This window comes from Methylomarinovum caldicuralii, from assembly GCF_033126985.1.
Lineage (GTDB): Bacteria > Pseudomonadota > Gammaproteobacteria > Methylococcales > Methylothermaceae > Methylohalobius > Methylohalobius caldicuralii.
On the sequence record NZ_AP024714.1, the window covers coordinates 470,693 to 488,131 of the forward strand.

Below are 17,439 nucleotides of genomic sequence, written 5' to 3' on the forward strand. Positions count from 1 at the left end.
CCCCGCGGTTCCAAACGGACCAACAGGGTCTTTCCAAAACTTATGGCGGAGAGGGAGGGATTCGAACCCTCGATGGGCTTTTGACCCATACTCCCTTAGCAGGGGAGCGCCTTCAGCCGCTCGGCCACCTCTCCGGGATTGCGTGCGGTTATTCGACTTCCGGGCCGGCTTCCAGATCGGAGGAATCGACGTCCGGCGTCTCCGGCTCGGAAGCAGGCGACTGCTGGACGGCTTCCGATCCCTGTTCGCGCTTGATGCGTTCGTAGATTTCCTCACGGTGGACGGCGACGTCCCGGGGGGCGTTGACGCCGATACGAACCTGATTGCCTTTGACGCCCAACACGGTGACGGTGATGTTGTCACCGATGACCAGCGTTTCCCCTACTCTGCGGGTCAGTATAAGCATACGGATCGTCCTTTCTGTTGCCTTTGGGCCGGCCCTGGCGTGACGCGTCCAGCGCGACCGCAGTCCGGATTCGATTATAACACCGCCATTTTCTACGGCAAGGCAGCTTACGCCGGCGCCTTGTCCAGTTCGAAGGCATCGTGCAGGGTGCGTACCGCCAGTTCCAGATATTTCTCGTCCAGGACCACGGAAATCTTGATCTCGGACGTGGAGATCATGCGAATGTTGATCCCCTCCTGGGCCAGGGCCCGGAACATCTTGCTGGCGATGCCGGCGTGGGAACGCATCCCCACCCCCACCAGGGACACCTTGACGATGCAGTCGTCGCCGGTGACCTTGCGGGCGTTCAGTTCTTCCCGCACCCCCTCCAGAATCTCCAGCGCCTTGGGATAGTCGTTGCGGTGCACGGTGAAGGTGAAGTCGGTGGTGTCGTCCTCGGCGACGTTCTGGACGATCATGTCCACCTCGATGTTGGCGTCGGCGACCGGGCCGAGAATGGCGGCGGCGATGCCGGGACGGTCGGGCACGCCCTCCACGGTCAGCTTGGCTTCGTCGCGGTTGAAGGCGATGCCGGAAATCAGGGCCTGTTCCATGTCCTCTTCCTCGTAGGTGATCAGGGTTCCGGGGCCGTCGTCGAAGGTGGACAGCACCCGCAAGGGAACGTTGTACTTGCCGGCGAACTCCACCGCGCGGATCTGCAGCACCTTGGAGCCGAGGCTGGCCATCTCCAGCATCTCCTCGAAGGTGATGCGGTCGAGGCGGCGGGCCTTGGGCTCCACCCGCGGATCGGTGGTGTAGACGCCGTCCACGTCGGTGTAGATGCGGCATTCGTCGGCATCAAGGGCGGCGGCCAGGGCGACGGCGGTGGTGTCGGAGCCGCCGCGGCCGAGGGTGGTGATGTCCCCCTCCTCGCTCACCCCCTGGAAACCGGCCACCACCACCACCCTGCCCCGGTCGAGATCGCGGCGGATTTTGGCGGTGTCGATGTCGAGGATCCGCGCCTTGGTGTGGGCGGCGTCGGTGAGGATGCGCGCCTGGGCGCCGGTATAGGACACCGCAGGACAATCACGGGCCTCCAGGGCCATGCACAGCAGGGCGATGGTGACCTGCTCCCCGGTGGACAGGAGCACGTCCAGCTCGCGGGGGTTGGGACGTTCCTGCATCTGCTTGGCCAGACCCAGCAGGCGGTCGGTCTCACCGCTCATGGCCGACACCACCACGACGAGGTCGTCACCGCGCCTGCGCGCCTGGACGATCTTGTCGGCCACGTGCCGAATCCGCTCCACGGTGCCGACGGAGGTGCCGCCGTATTTGTGTACGTACAATGCCATAACTAGAACCGTTCCTTGACCCAGTCCACCACGCTCGCCAGCGCCTGATCCAGCTTTTCCGGCGCGGTGCCGCCGGCCTGGGCGAAGTCCGGCCGGCCGCCCCCTTTGCCGCCCACCTGATGGGCGACGAAGTTGACCAGCTCCCCGGCCTTGAGACGATCAGTCAGATCGTTGCTCACCCCCGCCACCAGGGTGACCTTGCCGTCCTTCTCGGTCGCGAGGACGACGACCACGCTGCCGAGCTTGTTCTTGAGCTGATCCAGAGTGTTGCGCAGCGCCTTGGGATCGCCGCCCTCGACCTTGGCGGCCAGCACCTTGACGCCGTCGACCTCGACCGCCCGGGAGGCCAGGTCGCCGCCAGCCTGGGCCGCCAGCTTGGCCTGCAGGCGTTCCAGTTCCTTTTCCAGCCGGCGGCTGTGTTCCAGGCTCTGGCGCGCCTTGTCCACCAGCTTGTCCACCGGACTGCGGAATAACTCGCCCAGGGCCTGCAGGGTACGGTCGGCCTGCTGGGCCCAGCGCACGGCGTATTCGCCGGTCACCGCCTCGATGCGGCGCACCCCGGCGGCGACCCCGCTCTCGCCGGTGATCTTGAAAAAACCGATATCGCCGGAGCGTGTCACGTGGGTGCCGCCGCACAGCTCCACCGAGAAATCCCCCACCTTGAGAACCCGGACCCGGTCGCCGTATTTCTCCCCGAACAGGGCGATGGCGCCGGCGGCAAGCGCGGCATCGTAGGCCATGACTTCGGCGCTCACTTCCAGGTTGCGGCGGATCTGCTGGTTGACCAGGCGTTCGATTTCCTCGAGCTGCGCCCGGCTCAAAGGCTCGAAGTGGGAGAAATCGAAGCGCAACCGCTCCGGCTCCACCAGCGACCCCTTCTGCTGCACGTGCTCGCCCAACAGCCGGCGCAGGGCGGCGTGGAGCAGATGGGTGGCGGTGTGGTTGAGGGCGGTGGCGTTGCGTGCTTCCTCGTCCACCTCGGCCACCACGGCGGCGCCCCGGCTCAGCGTCCCCTGAACCACGTGGCCGAAATGGAGCCAGGTGTCGCCCTGCTTCTTGGTGTCCTCAACCCGGAACAGAGTGCCTTCCCCGGCGCGGATCAGGCCCTTGTCTCCCACCTGACCGCCCCCCTCGGCGTAGAACGGGGTGCGGTCGAGGATGACCACCCCCTTGTCGCCGGCCTCGAGCCGCTCGGCTTCGGCATCGTCTTTCAGCAGCGCCAGCACCCTGGCGTCGCAGCGCAGGGCGTCGTAACCGACGAAGCGGGTCTGGGCGTGGATGGGAATGACCTTGTGGTGACCGGCGTCGAAGCCGCTGGCGGCACGGGCACGCTGGCGCTGTTTCTCCATCTCGCGCTCGAAGCCCTCCAGATCCAGCTCGATGCCGTGTTCGAGGGCGAAATCGCGGGTCAGGTCCACCGGGAAGCCGTAGGTGTCGTAGAGGCGGAAGATCAGCTCGCCGGGAAGGCGTTTGCCCTGAATTTTCCTGAGGCTGTCCTCGAGGATCTTCATGCCCTGTTCCAGGGTTTCGGCGAAACGTTCCTCCTCGCGGCGCAGGAGCCGTTCGATCTGGTCGCGTTTTGCCACGATCTCGGGATAGGCGTCGCCCATCACCTCGCCCAGCGGCGCCACCAGCTTGTAAAAGAACAAGTCGCGGCAGCCGAGGCGGTAGCCGTGACGCACCGCGCGGCGGATGATGCGGCGCAGCACGTAGCCGCGGCCCTCGTTGGCGGGCAGGATGCCTTCGGCCACCAAAAAGGCGCTGGCGCGGATGTGGTCGGCGATCACCCTGAGGGAACTGCTGGCAAGGTCGTCGGTACCAACGACCTTGGCGGCTGCCCGGATCAAATGCTGGAAAATGTCGATGTCATAATTGCTGTGGACGCCCTGCAGCACCGCGGCGATGCGCTCCAGCCCCATGCCGGTGTCCACCGAGGGTTTGGGCAGGGGCCGCAAGGTGCCGTCGGCGCTGCGGTCGTACTGCATGAACACCAGGTTCCAGATTTCCACGTAGCGGTCGCCGTCGGCCTCGGGCGTTCCGGGCGGTCCGCCGGGCACCTCCGGGCCGTGGTCATAGAAAATCTCGGTGCAGGGACCGCAGGGGCCGACATCGCCCATGGACCAGAAGTTGTCGGGGGCGCCGATGCGGGAAAAGCGCTTGGGATCGACCCGGATCTCGTCGAGCCAGATCGAAGCCGCCTCGTCGTCCTCCTCGTAGACCGTCACCCACAGTTTCTCCGGCGGGATCTCCAGTCCCTTGGTCAGGAATTCCCAGGCGTAGCCGATCGCCTCGCGCTTGAAGTAGTCGCCGAAGCTGAAGTTGCCGAGCATCTCGAAGAAGGTGTGATGCCGGGCGGTGTAGCCGACGTTCTCCAGATCGTTGTGCTTGCCGCCGGCGCGCAGGCACTTCTGGCACGAGGCTGCGCGGGTGTAGGTCCGGGTCTCGCGCCCCAGGAACACATCCTTGAACTGGACCATGCCGGCGTTGGTGAACAGCAGGGTGGGGTCGTGCTCCGGCACCAGCGGGCTGGAGGGGACGATGGTGTGGCCCTGGCGGCGGAAATAGTCCAGGAACTGGGTTCGGATCTCGGCTGTTTTCAGAAATTTCATGGTTTGTCCAACACGCTGCGAATCTGCTCGCTGTCGAAACCGCGCCGGGCCAGGAAACGCCAGCGGCGGGCATACTCGTTGCGGTCCGAAGCCGGCCCGTCACCGAATTTGCGCCGGCAGGCCCGCGCGGCGGCCTCGGACCAGTCGGGGGCCATCTCGGCCAGCACCGCCTCGATCACGGCATCGTCCACCCCCTTGCCGCGCAGCTCGAAGCGCACCCTGAGCGGCCCGTGACCGCGCTGGAGGCGGCTGCGCACGAAGCTTTCCACGAAACGGGCATCGTCCTGCCAGCCGCGGGACCGGAGCGCGTCGATGACCTCCCGGGTCAATTCGGCATCGAAGCCCCGCGCCGTCAGCTTCCGCAACAACTCCTGGGCGCTGTGCTCGCGGCGTGCCAGCAGCCTCAGGCAAAGATCGACTATTTTAGCGCGATCTTCGCTTCGACTCAGCCTTCTTTCTCCTCGGCCTGGGCCGTTTCACCGGTTTCGGCAGGCACCCCGAACACCTTCTCGCGGATCTGCCGCTCCAGCGTCTCGGCCCGCTCCGGGTGCTCCTTCAGATACTGACGGGCGTTGTCCTTGCCCTGGCCGATGCGTTCTTTGCCGATGCTGTACCAGGCGCCGGACTTCTGCACCAGACCGTGCTCGACCCCCAGATCGATCAGCTCGCCCAGTTTGGAGATGCCTTCGTTGTAGAGGATCTCGAACTGGGCGGTGCGGAAAGGCGGCGCTACCTTGTTCTTGACCACCTTGACCTTGGTCTCGTTGCCGAGAATCTCGTCGCCCTTCTTGACGGCGCCGGTGCGGCGGATGTCGAGACGCACCGAGGCATAGAACTTGAGGGCATTGCCGCCGGTGGTGGTTTCGGGATTGCCGAACATCACCCCGATCTTCATGCGGATCTGGTTGATGAAGATCACCAGGGCATTGGAGCGCTTGATGTTGGCGGTGAGCTTCCTGAGGGCCTGGGACATCAGCCGCGCCTGCAGCCCCACGTGGGCGTCGCCCATGTCCCCCTCGATCTCGGCCTTGGGAGTCAACGCCGCCACCGAGTCCACCACGATCACGTCCACCGCCCCGGAGCGCACCAGCATGTCGACGATCTCCAGGGCCTGCTCGCCGGTGTCCGGCTGGGAGATCAAAAGATCGTCCAGGTTGACGCCCAGGCGCTCGGCATAGGCCGGATCGAGGGCGTGCTCGGCATCGACGAAGGCCGCCACCCCGCCCTGTTTCTGGGCCTCGGCGATGGTGGACAGGGCCAGGGTGGTCTTGCCCGAGGACTCCGGCCCATAGATCTCGACGATGCGTCCCTTGGGCAGGCCGCCGATGCCGAGGGCAATGTCCAGGGCCAGGGAACCGGTGGGGATGGCCTCGATGTCGCGCACCAGACCGGCATCGCCCATGCGCATCACCGAGCCCTTGCCGTATTGCTTCTCGATCTGCTGCAAAGCGGCGCTCAGGGCCTTGCGTTTGTTTTCGTCCAGCATGTCAGTCTCCGTAACAGGAAATAGGGGAATTATGGCACAGCCTCACGGCTGCTGGGCCAGCGGCCGAGGATGGTATAGCGGGAACCGCGGTCGTCGCGTTCCGATTTGACCAGGACAAAATCGCGCACCGGCCAGCGGACCGGTTCGATCCGCCGTTCCACCACCCGGCGCCGCACCTTGCGCGCCAGGGTCAGATGGGGGCGGAAGGGACACTTCTCCGGTTTGAACCCCAGCTTGCGCACCCCGCGTTTGAGCAGGTTTACCAGTTCAGCCACCGGCTCCGGCACCTCGGAGGCGGTCAGACATAGGACGGCGGGGCGGACCCAATGTTCCAGACGGTCGAGGACGATTTCGCAGGGTGCCAGGGCAAGGCGGTCGGCCAGGGCCTTGAGGTCATCGATGGCCTCGTCGGGGACGTCTCCCAGAAACAGCAGGGTGATGTGCAAGTTCTCCTCCGGCACCGGCCGCCCCTGATCCAGCCCCAGCTCCCCGCGCACCCGTTCGACCGCCTCGATCACCGTCTCGTCGGGCCAGAGGGCGAAGAACAGGCGGCTTTTGGAGGGAGTCCCGGCTTCCACGGATCACTGGCTCCCCGGCCACACGCGCCACAGCAACAGGATGATGGCACCAAACTGACTGAGCCAGAACAGAAAACTCCATTTCAACCAAGCGGCATGACTCCGGGCAATTTCTATTTCCACATCGGCACGTGCCTGCTCGAAGCGCCTGTTGCCTTCCTCTAGACGCTTATCGACTTGATCAAAGCGCTTGTCGAGCTGCTCAAGGCGTTTGTCCGTTTGCTCGAGACGCTTGTCGACCTGATCCAGACGCCTGCCAAGCTGTTCAAGATGTTCGTCCGTTTGCTCAAGACGCCTGTCGACCTGATCCAGACGCCTGCCAAGCTGTTCAAGATGTTCGTCCGTTTGCTCAAGACGCCTGTCGACCTGATCCAGACGCCTGCCGAGCTGTTCAAGGTGTTTGTCCGTTTGCTCGAGACGCCTGTCGACCTGATCCAGACGCCTGCCGAGCTGCTCAAGGCGCTTGTCCGTTTGCTCGAGACGCCTGTCGACCTGATCCAGACGCCTGTCATGCTGCTCAAGTTGCCTGTCGATCTGATTGAAGCGCCTGTCAACCTGCTCGAAGCGCTTGTCCATCTGCACCAGGATTTGCTGGATCAGCTCACGCTGATGGCTCAGCTCCTCCTCGACCCGCACCAGACGCTCGCGCAACTCGATTTCATAGACTACCGGAGGCCGGCCAAGCGAAGCCTCGGCCAGCCACTCACCAAGATGGGCCTTGATGAATTCGATATCTTCCTGAGTCAGACTCATACCGATTCAGTCCGGTGCGGGGGAAACCCTGTCACAAATCCCGATTATACCCTGCAAAGCTGCCGTAACAGCCTGACGGCGCACCGCTTCCCGGTCACCGTCGAAATGATACCAACGGGCCACCGGCGCCTGTCCCTTCATCTGCCAGGCCAGCCACACCGAGCCCACCGGTTTGTCCGGCGTCCCTCCCGAAGGCCCCGCGATCCCGCTGACCGCCACCGCCACCCGGGCCCGGCTGCGGGCCAGTGCCCCGGCGGCCATCTCCCGCACCGTCGCCTCGCTCACCGCCCCGAAACGACCCAGCGTCTCCGCCCTCACGCCGAGCATCTCCATTTTGGCTGCGTTGCTGTAGGTAACGAAGCCGCGGTCGAACCAGCTGGAGCTGCCGGGCACGTCGGTGATGCACTTGGCGATCCAGCCGCCGGTGCAGGATTCGGCCGTGGTCAGCAGCAGTCCTTGGCCGCGCAGCCGCTCCCCCACCTGCCGGGAAAGTTTGGAAAGGTTCATCACTATCGCTTCCCGCCGCCAGGCGTGGTCCACTCCATCTCAACACCCAAGCCACCCTTGGGGACGCACCGTGTGGGCGAGGCTTACCATCACTCCAACGGGCCACCAGCCCACCACCAGCCAGCGCCCCCATGTCCCCAGGGAGGTGACTCCCTGCCAAGCCAGGGGGGCGGCGAACACGGTCCAATAGTTCATCACCCGGATCATGCCATTCTTGCCCCCATCCAAGGGGAAAGCAGGAGTACGCCTGCCCCCATTATCATTAAAATCGCGGCAGCAGTTCCATAGCTCGCTGTTCCCCTATCCTCCCGCAGCAACAACCAGCCACCGCGGATGAAGCTGAGGGCAAAGACGAGGTTACCGCTCTCCGCTATCAGGAAACGCCAGAAATCCCCCTGGTAAGAGGCAGGCGCAGCAGGCGGCAACAGCAGCGCCTGAACCGCAAAGGCAAGCGCCAGCATTGCTGCCAGCACCAGCAAGCACGGCACCGGATGGAGTACGCATATGGCCTGCAGCCGTTTCCAGTAACGTCCAACCATTATCAGGGCGGCAGCCGAAATGATGGCAGCCATCGCCACCCATGGCCATGCCAAGGCGCGGAAGTGGAAGTTCGCCAGATCCGCCATCATCGCCCGGTAGGGTCCGCTGTCGGACCATAAAGCCTCAAGGCATACCAGACCTGCCAACAGCAGCATGCCTTCGGCCATTCCCGGCCGCCGCCCCCTCCCCAGCTCTAACAGTCCATACGCCACCAACAGGCCGTTCAAGATCAGAAAGCTCAGCAGATGGACCAGGAAGGTCGCCCCGTAAATCCCCAGAAACCCCAGGGCGAGGGCAGGAGCAGGACAGTACCGCAAAGCCACAAAGAGTAAGAAGGATGCCATCGTAAGACCCATTCCCCACTGCTGAGGGCGCCCCTCCAGCAAAGGGGCGAGAAAGTAGCTGGTACTGAAAAGCCAGACCACACTGGTTACCGTTCACGGGCTTGCCACTGGAAGTGGTTGAGGTTCCGGCAGGGGCAGGCGGAAGGTGACCTCGCCCTCTGCCATGCCCTGGGCGCAGATGGTCCGCAGGGTCTGATAGACGCCGATCTTGAGGCGCTTGCAGGTTTCGACCAGCGACAGGATCATGGGTCGGAAGCAGTCACCGCGATGCGACTGGCTGAAGAAACGGGTCTTGCGCCAGATGACATAGGGGCGTAGGGCACGCTCTGCCGTGTTGTTGGTCATCGGTACCCCGGGATGGTCCAGGAAGGTCCAGAACCTGGGAAAATCGTCCAACAACTTGCGGCAGCTGCGACCGGTTTTGTTGTCGCCATGTCTTTGGGCGGCCTGTTCCAGTTCGCGCCGGAAGAGGGCTTTGAGGCGTTCCAATCGCCTTCGGTAGCGGTCGGATGGGTAATGGCTCTGTTGCCAGAGCTTGCCGTAGTGAACCGTCAGGCGGGCGGCCCGGAGCAGGCGTTCGCCATCTTCGCCGGCCTGTCCCTTGCGCCCGGCGATCCGTTCCAGGTTGCGGATGAGATGCGCCCAGCAGTATTGGTGTGAGTCCTGGGGATGGTCGTTGTAGGCCCCGTGGCGGTCGGTCACCAGGATTCCCTGGAAATCCCCCAACAGCTCACCGGCCGCACCCTTGCCGCGGGAATAATGGGTCAGGAAATACGCCATCTGATCGGTCGTCAGCGCCCACAGCCAATAGATGCTGCGGCCCCGGTAGTGGCGGGTCTCGTCGGCATGGGCGATCAGCGCTTTTCTGACCGCTTCGCCAATCTGGTTGTAGACCGGACCCAGCCACGCCTGCAGCGGGATCTGGCTCTGGCTGATCGCCCCCAGGCTGAATCTCAGACCCCATTGTTCTTCCAGCAGCGCTTCGACTTCCCGCAGCGACAGGTGATAGCGCCCCGTCATCAAGCCAATCCACGCCACCAGCCCAGGTCCCATCTGGCCGCGGGGCACCTCATCCGGTAGCCGCCCCTGGTGCTTCTGACCACAACACCCACAGCGGCCTTCATACACCCGGTGTTCGACCACCCGGTAACGAATCTCGGGCAGGTCGAACACCTGATGGGGACGGAATCCCCGCACCGCCACCGACCCACCGCACTCGCAGCGGCCATGGGGAAAGTAATGCCGGACCTCGTCCACTGCTTCTGCCGGAACCAGAGCCCGCTCGTGCCCGGGATGTCCCACCTGCGCCCCTTTCTTGCGTCCCGTCGGTCGCTTGCCCTTGCGCTCGGCGCGCTTCTTCGGGCTGTCCTGGGAAGGTGGTTGGGAGGAATTGTCGGACCCCAAGGCCAACTGTTCCTCCAGTTCTTCCACTCGCGCCTGGATCTGCTGAAATTCTCCCAGCGCCCGCCAAAGCGCTTCGATCACCCGGTGGCATTCCTCCACCGTCCCGGGCAAGGGAGGTGGGCGGCTCAGGTCCAGATCAAATCCTTCCATGCCCGTATTCTCCTGAATCTTCAGGCACTTGGCAAGACCGGCCGGGTGACCGCGGGCGATTGCTCACCCGCGGTTCCCACAGATCCGGACGTGCCCGATTAAGGCATCCGGCTCCTCGGACTATGGCGTCGCTACGCAACGGGCAATTCCGTGAACCACGCGCGGTGGGGGGAGTGGGTATCGTTTGTACAGCCGCCCAAAATGGTCCCAGTTCATCCGTTCCCGGTTGCGGCGGGACAACCATTTGTACCAGCGCCGTCTGACCTCGTACAGGAAGCGGGCCAGCGATTGGCTGTTGCCGACGATCCCATAGTAGGCATAATGCCCCTTGAGTTTGCGGCTCAGGGCCGCTTGTTGGTCTGCAACCGGCCAGTGGCGGTGCATCCGGCACCAGTGGTTGATCGCCTGCAGGGAGCGGCTGAGCCGGGCTTGGGCGGTCTTGCGTTTGACGACCCAACGCCCTTTCCTTGAGCGTCCCCAGTAGTGGGTGAATCCCAGGTATTGGAAGCTCTGGCCTTTCCGTCCGGGTTTTCTGAAGTCGAGCAGGCGGGTTTTGTCCGGGTGCAGGCGCAGGCCGTATTTGGCCAGGCGCTTGCCCAGAACGGCCAATACCCGCCGGGCGTCTTCTTCCCGTTTGAACACCAGGACCGCATCGTCGGCGAACCGGACTTCGAAGGCGCTGCCTTGCAGTCGCGGTTTGACCGTCTGCTCGAACCACAGGTCGAGCACGTGATGCAGGTAGAGGTTGGCCAGCAGTGGGGAGATCACCCCACCTTGCGGTGTCCCTTGTTCGGGGTAGTGAAGCTGTCCGCCTTCCATGACACCGGCATTCAGCCATTTACCGATCACGCGGCAGATCACGCCGTCGCGCACCCTCTGCCCCAGAAAGTTCCGCAGCCGGTCCCGGTCCACATCGTCGAAGAAGTTTTGGATGTCCAGGTCGATGACCCAGCCACCGCCCATGGCCATCAGCCCGCCCCATAGCCTCTCCAGGGCCTGGTGGGCACTGCGTCCGGGCCGGAACCCGTAGGCGCAGTCGAGAAAGTCCTGCTCGAAGATGGGTTCCAGCGCCATCAGCACCGCCCGTTGCAGCACCTTGTCTTCCAGCGTGGGAATGCCGATCGGGCGGGTCTTTCCCGTTCCCGGCTTGGGCAGGTGGACGCGCCGTACCGCAGGCGCCCGATACCGGCCGGTCTTGAACCGTTCCAGCAGGCGCGTCAGGTTCTCCTCTAAGTCGGCTGCGTATTGGGATGCAGTCACGCCGTCCACCCCGGCGGCCCCGTCCTTGCGGGTGCGCCGCCAGGCTTCTTCCAGCCACACCACGTCGATGTGGTGGGCAATCGTGGTCAGTTCCAGCTTCGGTTCGATCCGGGCCAGTTCCGCTAGCTTCCGTTGTCGTGTTGAGATGTTCTCCTGGCTCGATGTCCCGGCCATCTGTCCCTCCGAAAGCCCCATCGTCCGACCTGCCGCTTCCCTCCATCGGGTCCCTTGGGGCAGGTTCCCCGACTTCCCAGGTACTATCGGCAGGCTCCGATTGCTCGATCACCTTCCCAGCGCGCTTCGTCGCCTTCGCGCGCCGGTACCCTGCTTCGTGTCCCGTTCGCTCCCATCGGCCGGACACCGCTCCGATGGGCCTGGGCCTTTTCTCACACGGCGCCCGCACCGCTCTTCCCGCAAGGAGTGATCGAGCCCTCCCAGGTTCCTGGGCGACCCTTGCCCTGCATGCCCCGCTCTTCGACCCCGGCGGAGGGATGATGCCAGGCCAGTACAGCACCACCCCTGTTGCCTTCCGTCCGTTCAACAACGTCGGCTCCGCATTCCGTACTTTCGAGGCTCCATCACGCGGCCTACAGGCCCCCTGTGTACGCTTCGCAGTCGGGATCGCTCCTCGACCACGCAACACTCGGTTCCGGCTGGTGGCCAGCCTTGGCCGGACAGGACTTGCACCTGTCAGGTCGCTCTGAAGGTTTCAGCGATGTCTTTCCTTCTACATAACTTCCTCCTTCTCCAGGCTTGGCCTGGCGCAATGAACGGGTACCCACACTGCCCAAGGCTTCCTGAAGATTTAACCCGCTATACCGGTAACAAAGATATAGCAGTGGTGGCAGCCAAGCGGCGCCGACTACCGCCAGGGCAGATATCAATGTTTCGTAGGGAAGGCCGCTAGCCGCCGCCAGCCACCGCAGCAGGCCCACATAGGCCGGCCCCGACACTGGCCAGTCGATACCCGCATCGAGGTAGTAGAGGATGGAGATCCAGTTGCCCTCGTCCGTGGGACAGCAAGGATACTCCAGCCCTAATCGCGCAATCATAGCGATCCCCAGCCCGACTAGGGCGAGCCCAAGGGAAAGAAAGCGATCAAACGTCGCAGCAGTCATCACCACCCTGTTGCTCATATTGTCACAATCCTCCAAACCCTGACTCTGCCGGACAGACAATCTTGCTCGTACCACGCGACGCGCCGGGTATTTGCCGCTGATCGGCAGTTCGAATCTGATCGTACCCCGCACGGCCGGGATTCGAGGCACATTGTCGGGCGGGGTATCATTGAATCTGCGATTGTCTCTCAACCTCCAAGGAAAATCACACAGAAAGCCGTCGGTATACCGCCACCGTCTCTGCCACCGTCCGCTCCCAAGAGAAAGTCTGGGCCCTGGCAAGCCCTTTTGCTATCGCCTCCCGCCGCCAGGCGTCATCCTCGAGCGCCCTGCGCAAGAAACCACGCAGACCTTTCACATCGTCGGGATCGTGCTGCAGGGCCGCATCCCCGGCCACCTCCGGCAGGGAGGCAGCATGGGAACAGACCACCGGCACCCCGGAGGCCATCGCCTCGAGCACCGGCAGGCCGAAGCCTTCGTACCGCGACGGATAGGCGAACGCCCGCGCCCCGGCATAAAGAGCAGGCAGGATTTTCTCGGGCACGTAGCCCAGATAGCGCGCCCAGCCCTGGCGCTGTGCTTTCTGGATGCGGGCGTGCAGGTCTTCGCTGCGCCAGCCCCGGTCCCCAGCCAGGACCAGGGGATAGCGGGTACGCAGGGAAAGCGGCAACCCCGCATAGGCTTCCAGCAGGACGGCGAGATTCTTGCGCGGCTCGATGGTGCCGACGAACAGGGCATAGCCACCCGGTTCCAGCCCCAGGGCATCCAGTTTCGGCGCCAACGTTTCCCGGCTGCGGGGATGATATTCCGCTGAGGCCGCCAGGGGGGTGGCGGTCACCTTGTCGGCCGGCCAGCCGTAATGGTCGATGACTTCCCGCCGGCTGAATTCGCTGACGGTGATGATATGGTCGGCGCGCCGCAGGGTGATGGGAAGCTCCTGTTCCATGAAGCGGACGCGCTCGGGGGGATGGCATGCCGGGAGGCGCACGTGGGAGAGATCATGGAAGGTGGCCACCCTGGGGCCGGGAAAGGGTGGCAGGAAGTAGTTGGGGCTGTGGAAAACATGATCGCCGTAGCGGCGTAGCACCGCCCAGCGCCAAGCGGGGGTCAGAAAGCGGTAAGCGGCTACTACCAGTCGGTTATGCAGGGCCCAGGCACGCAAAGCACGGGCCTGATCGGAACGGGGAGGAGGTTCTTTGATTGGCGTGGAGCTACAACCAATGCCGTTGAAATATTTTACTTTTCCAATCCCAGCCTGCTCAGACAGGTGGGTTGCCATTTCGAAAGCATAACGCCCCACCCCAGTGAGAGGGCTAAAAATCGCATCGGTAGCCAAAACAACCTTTATTCTGCTGTCGGGCATCATACCCATATCCCCACATCCGCCTGTTCCAGCATCGCCCGGTCGCCGGGGCTGTCGCCATAGGCATAGATTTTCTCCGGCCGGCCGATCTGTGCAAACAGAGTGTCGATGCGGCGCACCTTTTCCGCTCCGTGACAGTTGCCGCCGACGAGGCGGCCGGTGACGCGGTCATGCCGGTCCCGTTCCAGGACCGAGGTCAGGCAGAAGTCGAAGCCGGCGCTTTGAGCCCAGGGATTAAGATACACATCCAGTGAGGCGCTGATCAGGATGCAGAGATGGCCCTGACTTTGATGCCAGTGGAGGCGTTCGAGAGTGTCGGGTCGCAGCAGGGCAGGGATTCGTTCTTTGGCAAAGCGGGCCCCGTGTTCTGCGACCTGTTCCCAGGGCAATCCCCCCAGGGTCCGGGCCAGCAGGGCTTCCTTGGCGCGGCCATTGTCCAGCAGCTTGAGCGCGTAGCCGGCCAGCCAGGGTGAGGTCCGGACAAAATCCATTCCCAGCCGGAGAGGACCCCGCACCTGACGCAGGAAGGGGAGCAGGCTGTCACCTCGGGTCAAAGTGCCGTCGAAGTCGAACAGGGCGGCGGTTGTTTTCACAGCGAAAGCCGCTTGAAGAGGCGCTCGGGGATATGGCGGAGCACTCCCATGATCCAGTACCAGAACCAGGGCAGATAGACCTCGTCGCGTCGGCGGTCGATGGCCTGGACGATGCCGCGGGCGATAGTTTCCGGTTTGGCCCACAGGGGGCCTTTGGGGAAGGCGGCGGTCATGGGGGTATCGACGAAACCGGGCTTGATCGTCACCACGGCCACCCCCTTTTTGGCCAGGCGGTTGCGCAGTCCCTGGAGAAACAGGTCCAGCATGCCCTTGGCGCAGCCATAGACGTAGTTGCTCTGCCGTCCCCGGTCCCCGGCCACCGAGGCGATGGCGGCCAGGGTGCCGCGGCCGCGGGCCTCGAAGCGGTTGGCGGCTAGGGTCAGCAGGGAGACGGGACTGAGGGCGTTGGTGTGAATGGCATTGAGGGTTTCAGTCACCGAATTCTGACAGCGCTGCTGGTCCGGCAGGGTGCCATGGGCAACGAGGATGACATCCAGAGGACCCAGGGTGGCCTCGATCCGGTTCAGCAGGGCTTCGTGGTCGTCGATCCGGTCCAGGTCGGCCTGGAAGGTGTGGATGGTTTGGCCGGGGGCGGCGCGCACCCGGAGATCGGCCGCCAGGGCGGCCAGCTTGTCGGGATTGCGGCCCACCAGGGCCAGGTGGTCGCCGCGGGCGGCCCACAGGCGGGCGCAGTGGCCGGCGATGGCGGAGGTGGCGCCGAAGATGGCGATTCGTTGCATCAGGCTTCTCCTGTCACACGTCTCCAGAAACTGGAGGAAAATTGCGGGTCGATGAAGCGCTGGAAGTTTTCCCATTCGGGATAGGCTCGGCGGAATAACTCCCCGGGCATGCGCGCGTCCTTGGCCGGATACAGGCCCCCCCCAGCGTCGCGCACCACCGCGTCCAGCTCCCGGAACAGGGCTAGGGTTTCAGGGCCCCGGTTGGGGAAGTCCAGGGCCAGGGTGACCCCGGGGCGGGGGAAGGACAGCATTCCCGCAGACGGTTTGTCGCCGAAGGTCTTGAGCACCGCCAGAAACGAGCCGCTGCCACTGGCGGCGATGCACTGCAGTAATTCGGCCACCCCCTTGCGGGCTGCCTGCGGCGGCAGGACGCACTGGTACTGGAAGAAGCCGCGGCGGCCGTAGAGGCGGTTCCATTCCCGAATCCGGTCGAGAGGATAGAAGAAGGGCTGATAGTGGCTCAGCTGTCTTCCCTTACCCCGGGGCAGATGATAGTAGATCTGGTTGAACAGGCGCAGGCTGAGGGAATTGACTAGGGAGATGGGCGGCTCGAGCGGGAAGCGCCAGGAGCGAGACCTCCAGGCGAAGGGGTGCGCTTGCATGGGAGCATGGGCACCGGCCAGCAGCAGGCCGCGGCCGAGGCGGGCGGTGCAGTCGATCCAGGCGACGGTGTAGGGCCAGCGCCGTTCCAGTTCCCGGTTCAGGTCCCAGAAGCCGTCCAGGGTGGCGAAGCTGTGGGTTTCCGTCACCAGGGCCGGGTTGGCGATGGGTATCAGCTGCAGTTCCGCCCAGGTGATCAGGCCGGTCAGTCCCAGTCCGCCGACGGTGGCCCGGAACCAGTCCGGGTTTTTCTCCGGAGAGCAGAGCATGCGTGTGCCGTCGGAACGCAGTAGTTCGAGGCAGCGCACGTGATGGCCGAAGCTGCCGGCCACATGGTGGTTCTTGCCGTGGACGTCATTGGCGATGGCTCCGCCGACAGTGACGTACTGGGTGCCCGGAGTGACCGCCGGGAACCAGCCTTGGGGCACGGTCAGGTTCAAAATGTCCCGGAGCAGCACCCCGGCCTCGCAGCGCAGCCGCCCAGTGGCACGGTCAAAGACGATGAAGCGGTCCAGGGGGCGGGTGCGGAGCAGCACGCCGCCGGCATTGAGGCAGACATCGCCGTAGCTGCGGCCGTTGCCGTGGGGCAGTAAAGGACGGTCCGTCCCGGGGAGCGGGGCGTGGCGGTCCCACAGGTCGATGACCTGGGCGTGGGTGACACGGGGGTAGCGGTTCCAGGACTGGATCATGGGCTTTGCGGCAACGGTTGGGGTGGTCGGTTGAGGGCTTTGCCGCCGGCCAGCAGCGCCACGGCTCCCAGCGCTACGGCGAACCACAGGGTGGTCAGGCGGATGAGCAGGGTGGCGGCCACGGCATCGGCCTGGCCCACCCCGACCCAGAGCAGCAGCAGGGTCATGGCGGCCTCGGCTCCGCCGATGCCGCCGGGCAGGAAGCTGACCGCACCAGCGAGCATGGCCAGGGCGTAGATGGCACAGGCGATCACCAGGTCGATGGCATCATAACCCAGCCAGTGCAGCAGCAGATAGAAGGCATACCCTTCCGCGAACCAGGCTAACAGGCCCAGCCCGGTGGCGGGGGGAAGCAGCAAGGGATGGTGACACTGGCGAGTGTCAAGTACCAGGCCCAGCAGATGCCGCCCGAAGCGCAGCAGGCGGCCGGGGTGGCGTTGCAGCTTGTCGTGCCACCGGCGCAACCGGCCGGCACCGGCCAGCAGCACCAGGCCGGCGGCGATGGCCGCCAGGCCGTACTTCACCAGCGGCTCCCCCGGCGGGTAAAGCCGGCCGACGCCGGCCAGGGCCAGGAGGGCCACGGCCACCACGTCGGAAAGACGTTCGCTGACGAAGGCGGCGGTGCTGGAGACGTAGGGCATGCCCCGGGCCTTCAGGAACACCCCGCGCAGCATCTCGCCGGCCTTGCCCGGCGTGGTGGTGAGCGCGAAACCGGCAAAATAGATCAGGGCGCTGAGCCCGACAGGAGGACGGTGGCCGAGGGCGGTCAGATACAGTTGCCAGCGCAGGAAGCGCAGCAGGTAGTTGGTTAGCGAAAGCCCCAGCAGGACCGCCAGCCCCGGCCCCTCCACCTGGCGGAACACCGCCAGCACCTCGCGCCAGCCGGCCCACAGGGAAAAGGCCAGGTAACCGGCGGCAGCCAGTACCACCGACAGGATCAGGCCGGTCAGGCGCCGGTTGCGGGCCAT

At 64.6% G+C, this 17,439-nt stretch carries 16 protein-coding genes, 1 tRNA gene and 1 pseudogene; all 18 read right to left on the bottom strand.

The genetic code is table 11. The features are described 5' to 3' along the window. Positions 1–43 precede the first annotated feature (43 nt). Positions 44–134 (bottom strand) — tRNA-Ser (locus MCIT9_RS02480). 95 nt (positions 135–229) lie between these two features. Continuing rightward, a pseudogene (gene csrA / locus MCIT9_RS13645) lies at positions 230–406 on the bottom strand (carbon storage regulator CsrA); the annotation flags it as partial. 107 nt (positions 407–513) lie between these two features. Further along, positions 514–1,737 (bottom strand): aspartate kinase, encoded by a 1,224-nt coding sequence (locus MCIT9_RS02490; RefSeq protein ID WP_317705851.1) that lies wholly within the window; start codon positions 1,735–1,737, stop codon positions 514–516. Positions 1,738–1,739: 2 nt separating this feature from the next. After that, positions 1,740–4,346, bottom strand: a complete 2,607-nt coding sequence (gene alaS, locus MCIT9_RS02495; protein ID WP_317705852.1) for an alanine--tRNA ligase — start codon at positions 4,344–4,346, stop codon at positions 1,740–1,742. Continuing rightward, entirely contained in the window at positions 4,343–4,795 is a 453-nt protein-coding gene (locus MCIT9_RS02500; protein WP_422880203.1) for a regulatory protein RecX, read from the bottom strand. The genes alaS and MCIT9_RS02500 overlap by 4 nt, the downstream gene beginning before the upstream one ends. After that, positions 4,792–5,829, bottom strand: coding sequence for a recombinase RecA (gene recA / locus MCIT9_RS02505; RefSeq protein ID WP_317706685.1), 1,038 nt, complete (start codon positions 5,827–5,829; stop codon positions 4,792–4,794). Before recA ends, MCIT9_RS02500 begins: the two co-directional genes overlap by 4 nt. Before the next feature lie 32 nt (positions 5,830–5,861). Further along, positions 5,862–6,410 (bottom strand): RNA 2',3'-cyclic phosphodiesterase, encoded by a 549-nt coding sequence (gene thpR / locus MCIT9_RS02510; RefSeq protein ID WP_317705854.1) that lies wholly within the window; start codon positions 6,408–6,410, stop codon positions 5,862–5,864. Between the two features lie 3 nt (positions 6,411–6,413). After that, a complete protein-coding gene (locus MCIT9_RS02515) occupies positions 6,414–7,163 on the bottom strand; it encodes a hypothetical protein (protein ID WP_317705855.1) in 750 nt (249 codons plus the stop codon). Positions 7,164–7,169: 6 nt separating this feature from the next. Then, complete coding sequence (gene pncC, locus MCIT9_RS02520; RefSeq protein WP_317705856.1) at positions 7,170–7,670, bottom strand: nicotinamide-nucleotide amidase; 501 nt, start codon at positions 7,668–7,670, stop codon at positions 7,170–7,172. A 39-nt stretch (positions 7,671–7,709) separates the two neighbouring features. Further along, positions 7,710–7,865, bottom strand: a complete 156-nt coding sequence (locus MCIT9_RS02525; protein WP_317705857.1) for a hypothetical protein — start codon at positions 7,863–7,865, stop codon at positions 7,710–7,712. Between the two features lie 8 nt (positions 7,866–7,873). Further along, entirely contained in the window at positions 7,874–8,554 is a 681-nt protein-coding gene (locus MCIT9_RS02530; RefSeq protein ID WP_317705858.1) for a hypothetical protein, read from the bottom strand. A gap of 93 nt (positions 8,555–8,647) precedes the next feature. Further along, positions 8,648–10,108, bottom strand: a complete 1,461-nt coding sequence (tnpC, locus tag MCIT9_RS02535) for an IS66 family transposase (protein ID WP_317705859.1) — start codon at positions 10,106–10,108, stop codon at positions 8,648–8,650. Between the two features lie 120 nt (positions 10,109–10,228). Next, complete coding sequence (gene ltrA, locus MCIT9_RS02540) at positions 10,229–11,563, bottom strand: group II intron reverse transcriptase/maturase (protein WP_317704536.1); 1,335 nt, start codon at positions 11,561–11,563, stop codon at positions 10,229–10,231. 1,128 nt (positions 11,564–12,691) lie between these two features. Further along, a complete protein-coding gene (locus MCIT9_RS02545) occupies positions 12,692–13,858 on the bottom strand; it encodes a glycosyltransferase family 4 protein (RefSeq protein ID WP_317705860.1) in 1,167 nt (388 codons plus the stop codon). After that, positions 13,849–14,442 carry an HAD-IB family hydrolase gene (locus tag MCIT9_RS02550; RefSeq protein ID WP_317705861.1) on the bottom strand — a complete coding sequence of 198 codons (594 nt, stop codon included), beginning with the start codon at positions 14,440–14,442 and terminating at the stop codon, positions 13,849–13,851. The genes MCIT9_RS02545 and MCIT9_RS02550 overlap by 10 nt, the downstream gene beginning before the upstream one ends. Continuing rightward, complete coding sequence (locus tag MCIT9_RS02555; protein ID WP_317705862.1) at positions 14,439–15,182, bottom strand: SDR family oxidoreductase; 744 nt, start codon at positions 15,180–15,182, stop codon at positions 14,439–14,441. The genes MCIT9_RS02550 and MCIT9_RS02555 overlap by 4 nt, the downstream gene beginning before the upstream one ends. Next, entirely contained in the window at positions 15,182–16,471 is a 1,290-nt protein-coding gene (locus MCIT9_RS02560) for an FAD-binding oxidoreductase (protein ID WP_317705863.1), read from the bottom strand. The genes MCIT9_RS02555 and MCIT9_RS02560 overlap by 1 nt, the downstream gene beginning before the upstream one ends. Then, on the bottom strand, positions 16,468–17,439 hold the full coding sequence (locus MCIT9_RS02565; RefSeq protein ID WP_317705864.1) for a lysylphosphatidylglycerol synthase transmembrane domain-containing protein: 972 nt from the start codon (positions 17,437–17,439) through the stop codon (positions 16,468–16,470). Before MCIT9_RS02565 ends, MCIT9_RS02560 begins: the two co-directional genes overlap by 4 nt.

What these genes read in the sequence shown, in the direction of transcription:
- MCIT9_RS02490 (WP_317705851.1), bottom strand. Translation starts at nt 1,737, where the DNA reads ATGGCATTGTACGTACACAAATACGGCGGCACCTCCGTCGGCACCGTG.
- MCIT9_RS02545 (WP_317705860.1), bottom strand. Translation starts at nt 13,858, where the DNA reads ATGGGTATGATGCCCGACAGCAGAATAAAGGTTGTTTTGGCTACCGAT.
- MCIT9_RS02555 (WP_317705862.1), bottom strand. Translation starts at nt 15,182, where the DNA reads ATGCAACGAATCGCCATCTTCGGCGCCACCTCCGCCATCGCCGGCCAC.
- MCIT9_RS02515 (WP_317705855.1), bottom strand. Translation starts at nt 7,163, where the DNA reads ATGAGTCTGACTCAGGAAGATATCGAATTCATCAAGGCCCATCTTGGT.
- pncC (WP_317705856.1), bottom strand. Translation starts at nt 7,670, where the DNA reads ATGAACCTTTCCAAACTTTCCCGGCAGGTGGGGGAGCGGCTGCGCGGC.
- MCIT9_RS02530 (WP_317705858.1), bottom strand. Translation starts at nt 8,554, where the DNA reads ATGGCATCCTTCTTACTCTTTGTGGCTTTGCGGTACTGTCCTGCTCCT.
- ltrA (WP_317704536.1), bottom strand. Translation starts at nt 11,563, where the DNA reads ATGGGGCTTTCGGAGGGACAGATGGCCGGGACATCGAGCCAGGAGAAC.
- MCIT9_RS02560 (WP_317705863.1), bottom strand. Translation starts at nt 16,471, where the DNA reads ATGATCCAGTCCTGGAACCGCTACCCCCGTGTCACCCACGCCCAGGTC.
- MCIT9_RS02525 (WP_317705857.1), bottom strand. Translation starts at nt 7,865, where the DNA reads ATGAACTATTGGACCGTGTTCGCCGCCCCCCTGGCTTGGCAGGGAGTC.
- tnpC (WP_317705859.1), bottom strand. Translation starts at nt 10,108, where the DNA reads ATGGAAGGATTTGATCTGGACCTGAGCCGCCCACCTCCCTTGCCCGGG.
- MCIT9_RS02565 (WP_317705864.1), bottom strand. Translation starts at nt 17,439, where the DNA reads ATGGCCCGCAACCGGCGCCTGACCGGCCTGATCCTGTCGGTGGTACTG.
- alaS (WP_317705852.1), bottom strand. Translation starts at nt 4,346, where the DNA reads ATGAAATTTCTGAAAACAGCCGAGATCCGAACCCAGTTCCTGGACTAT.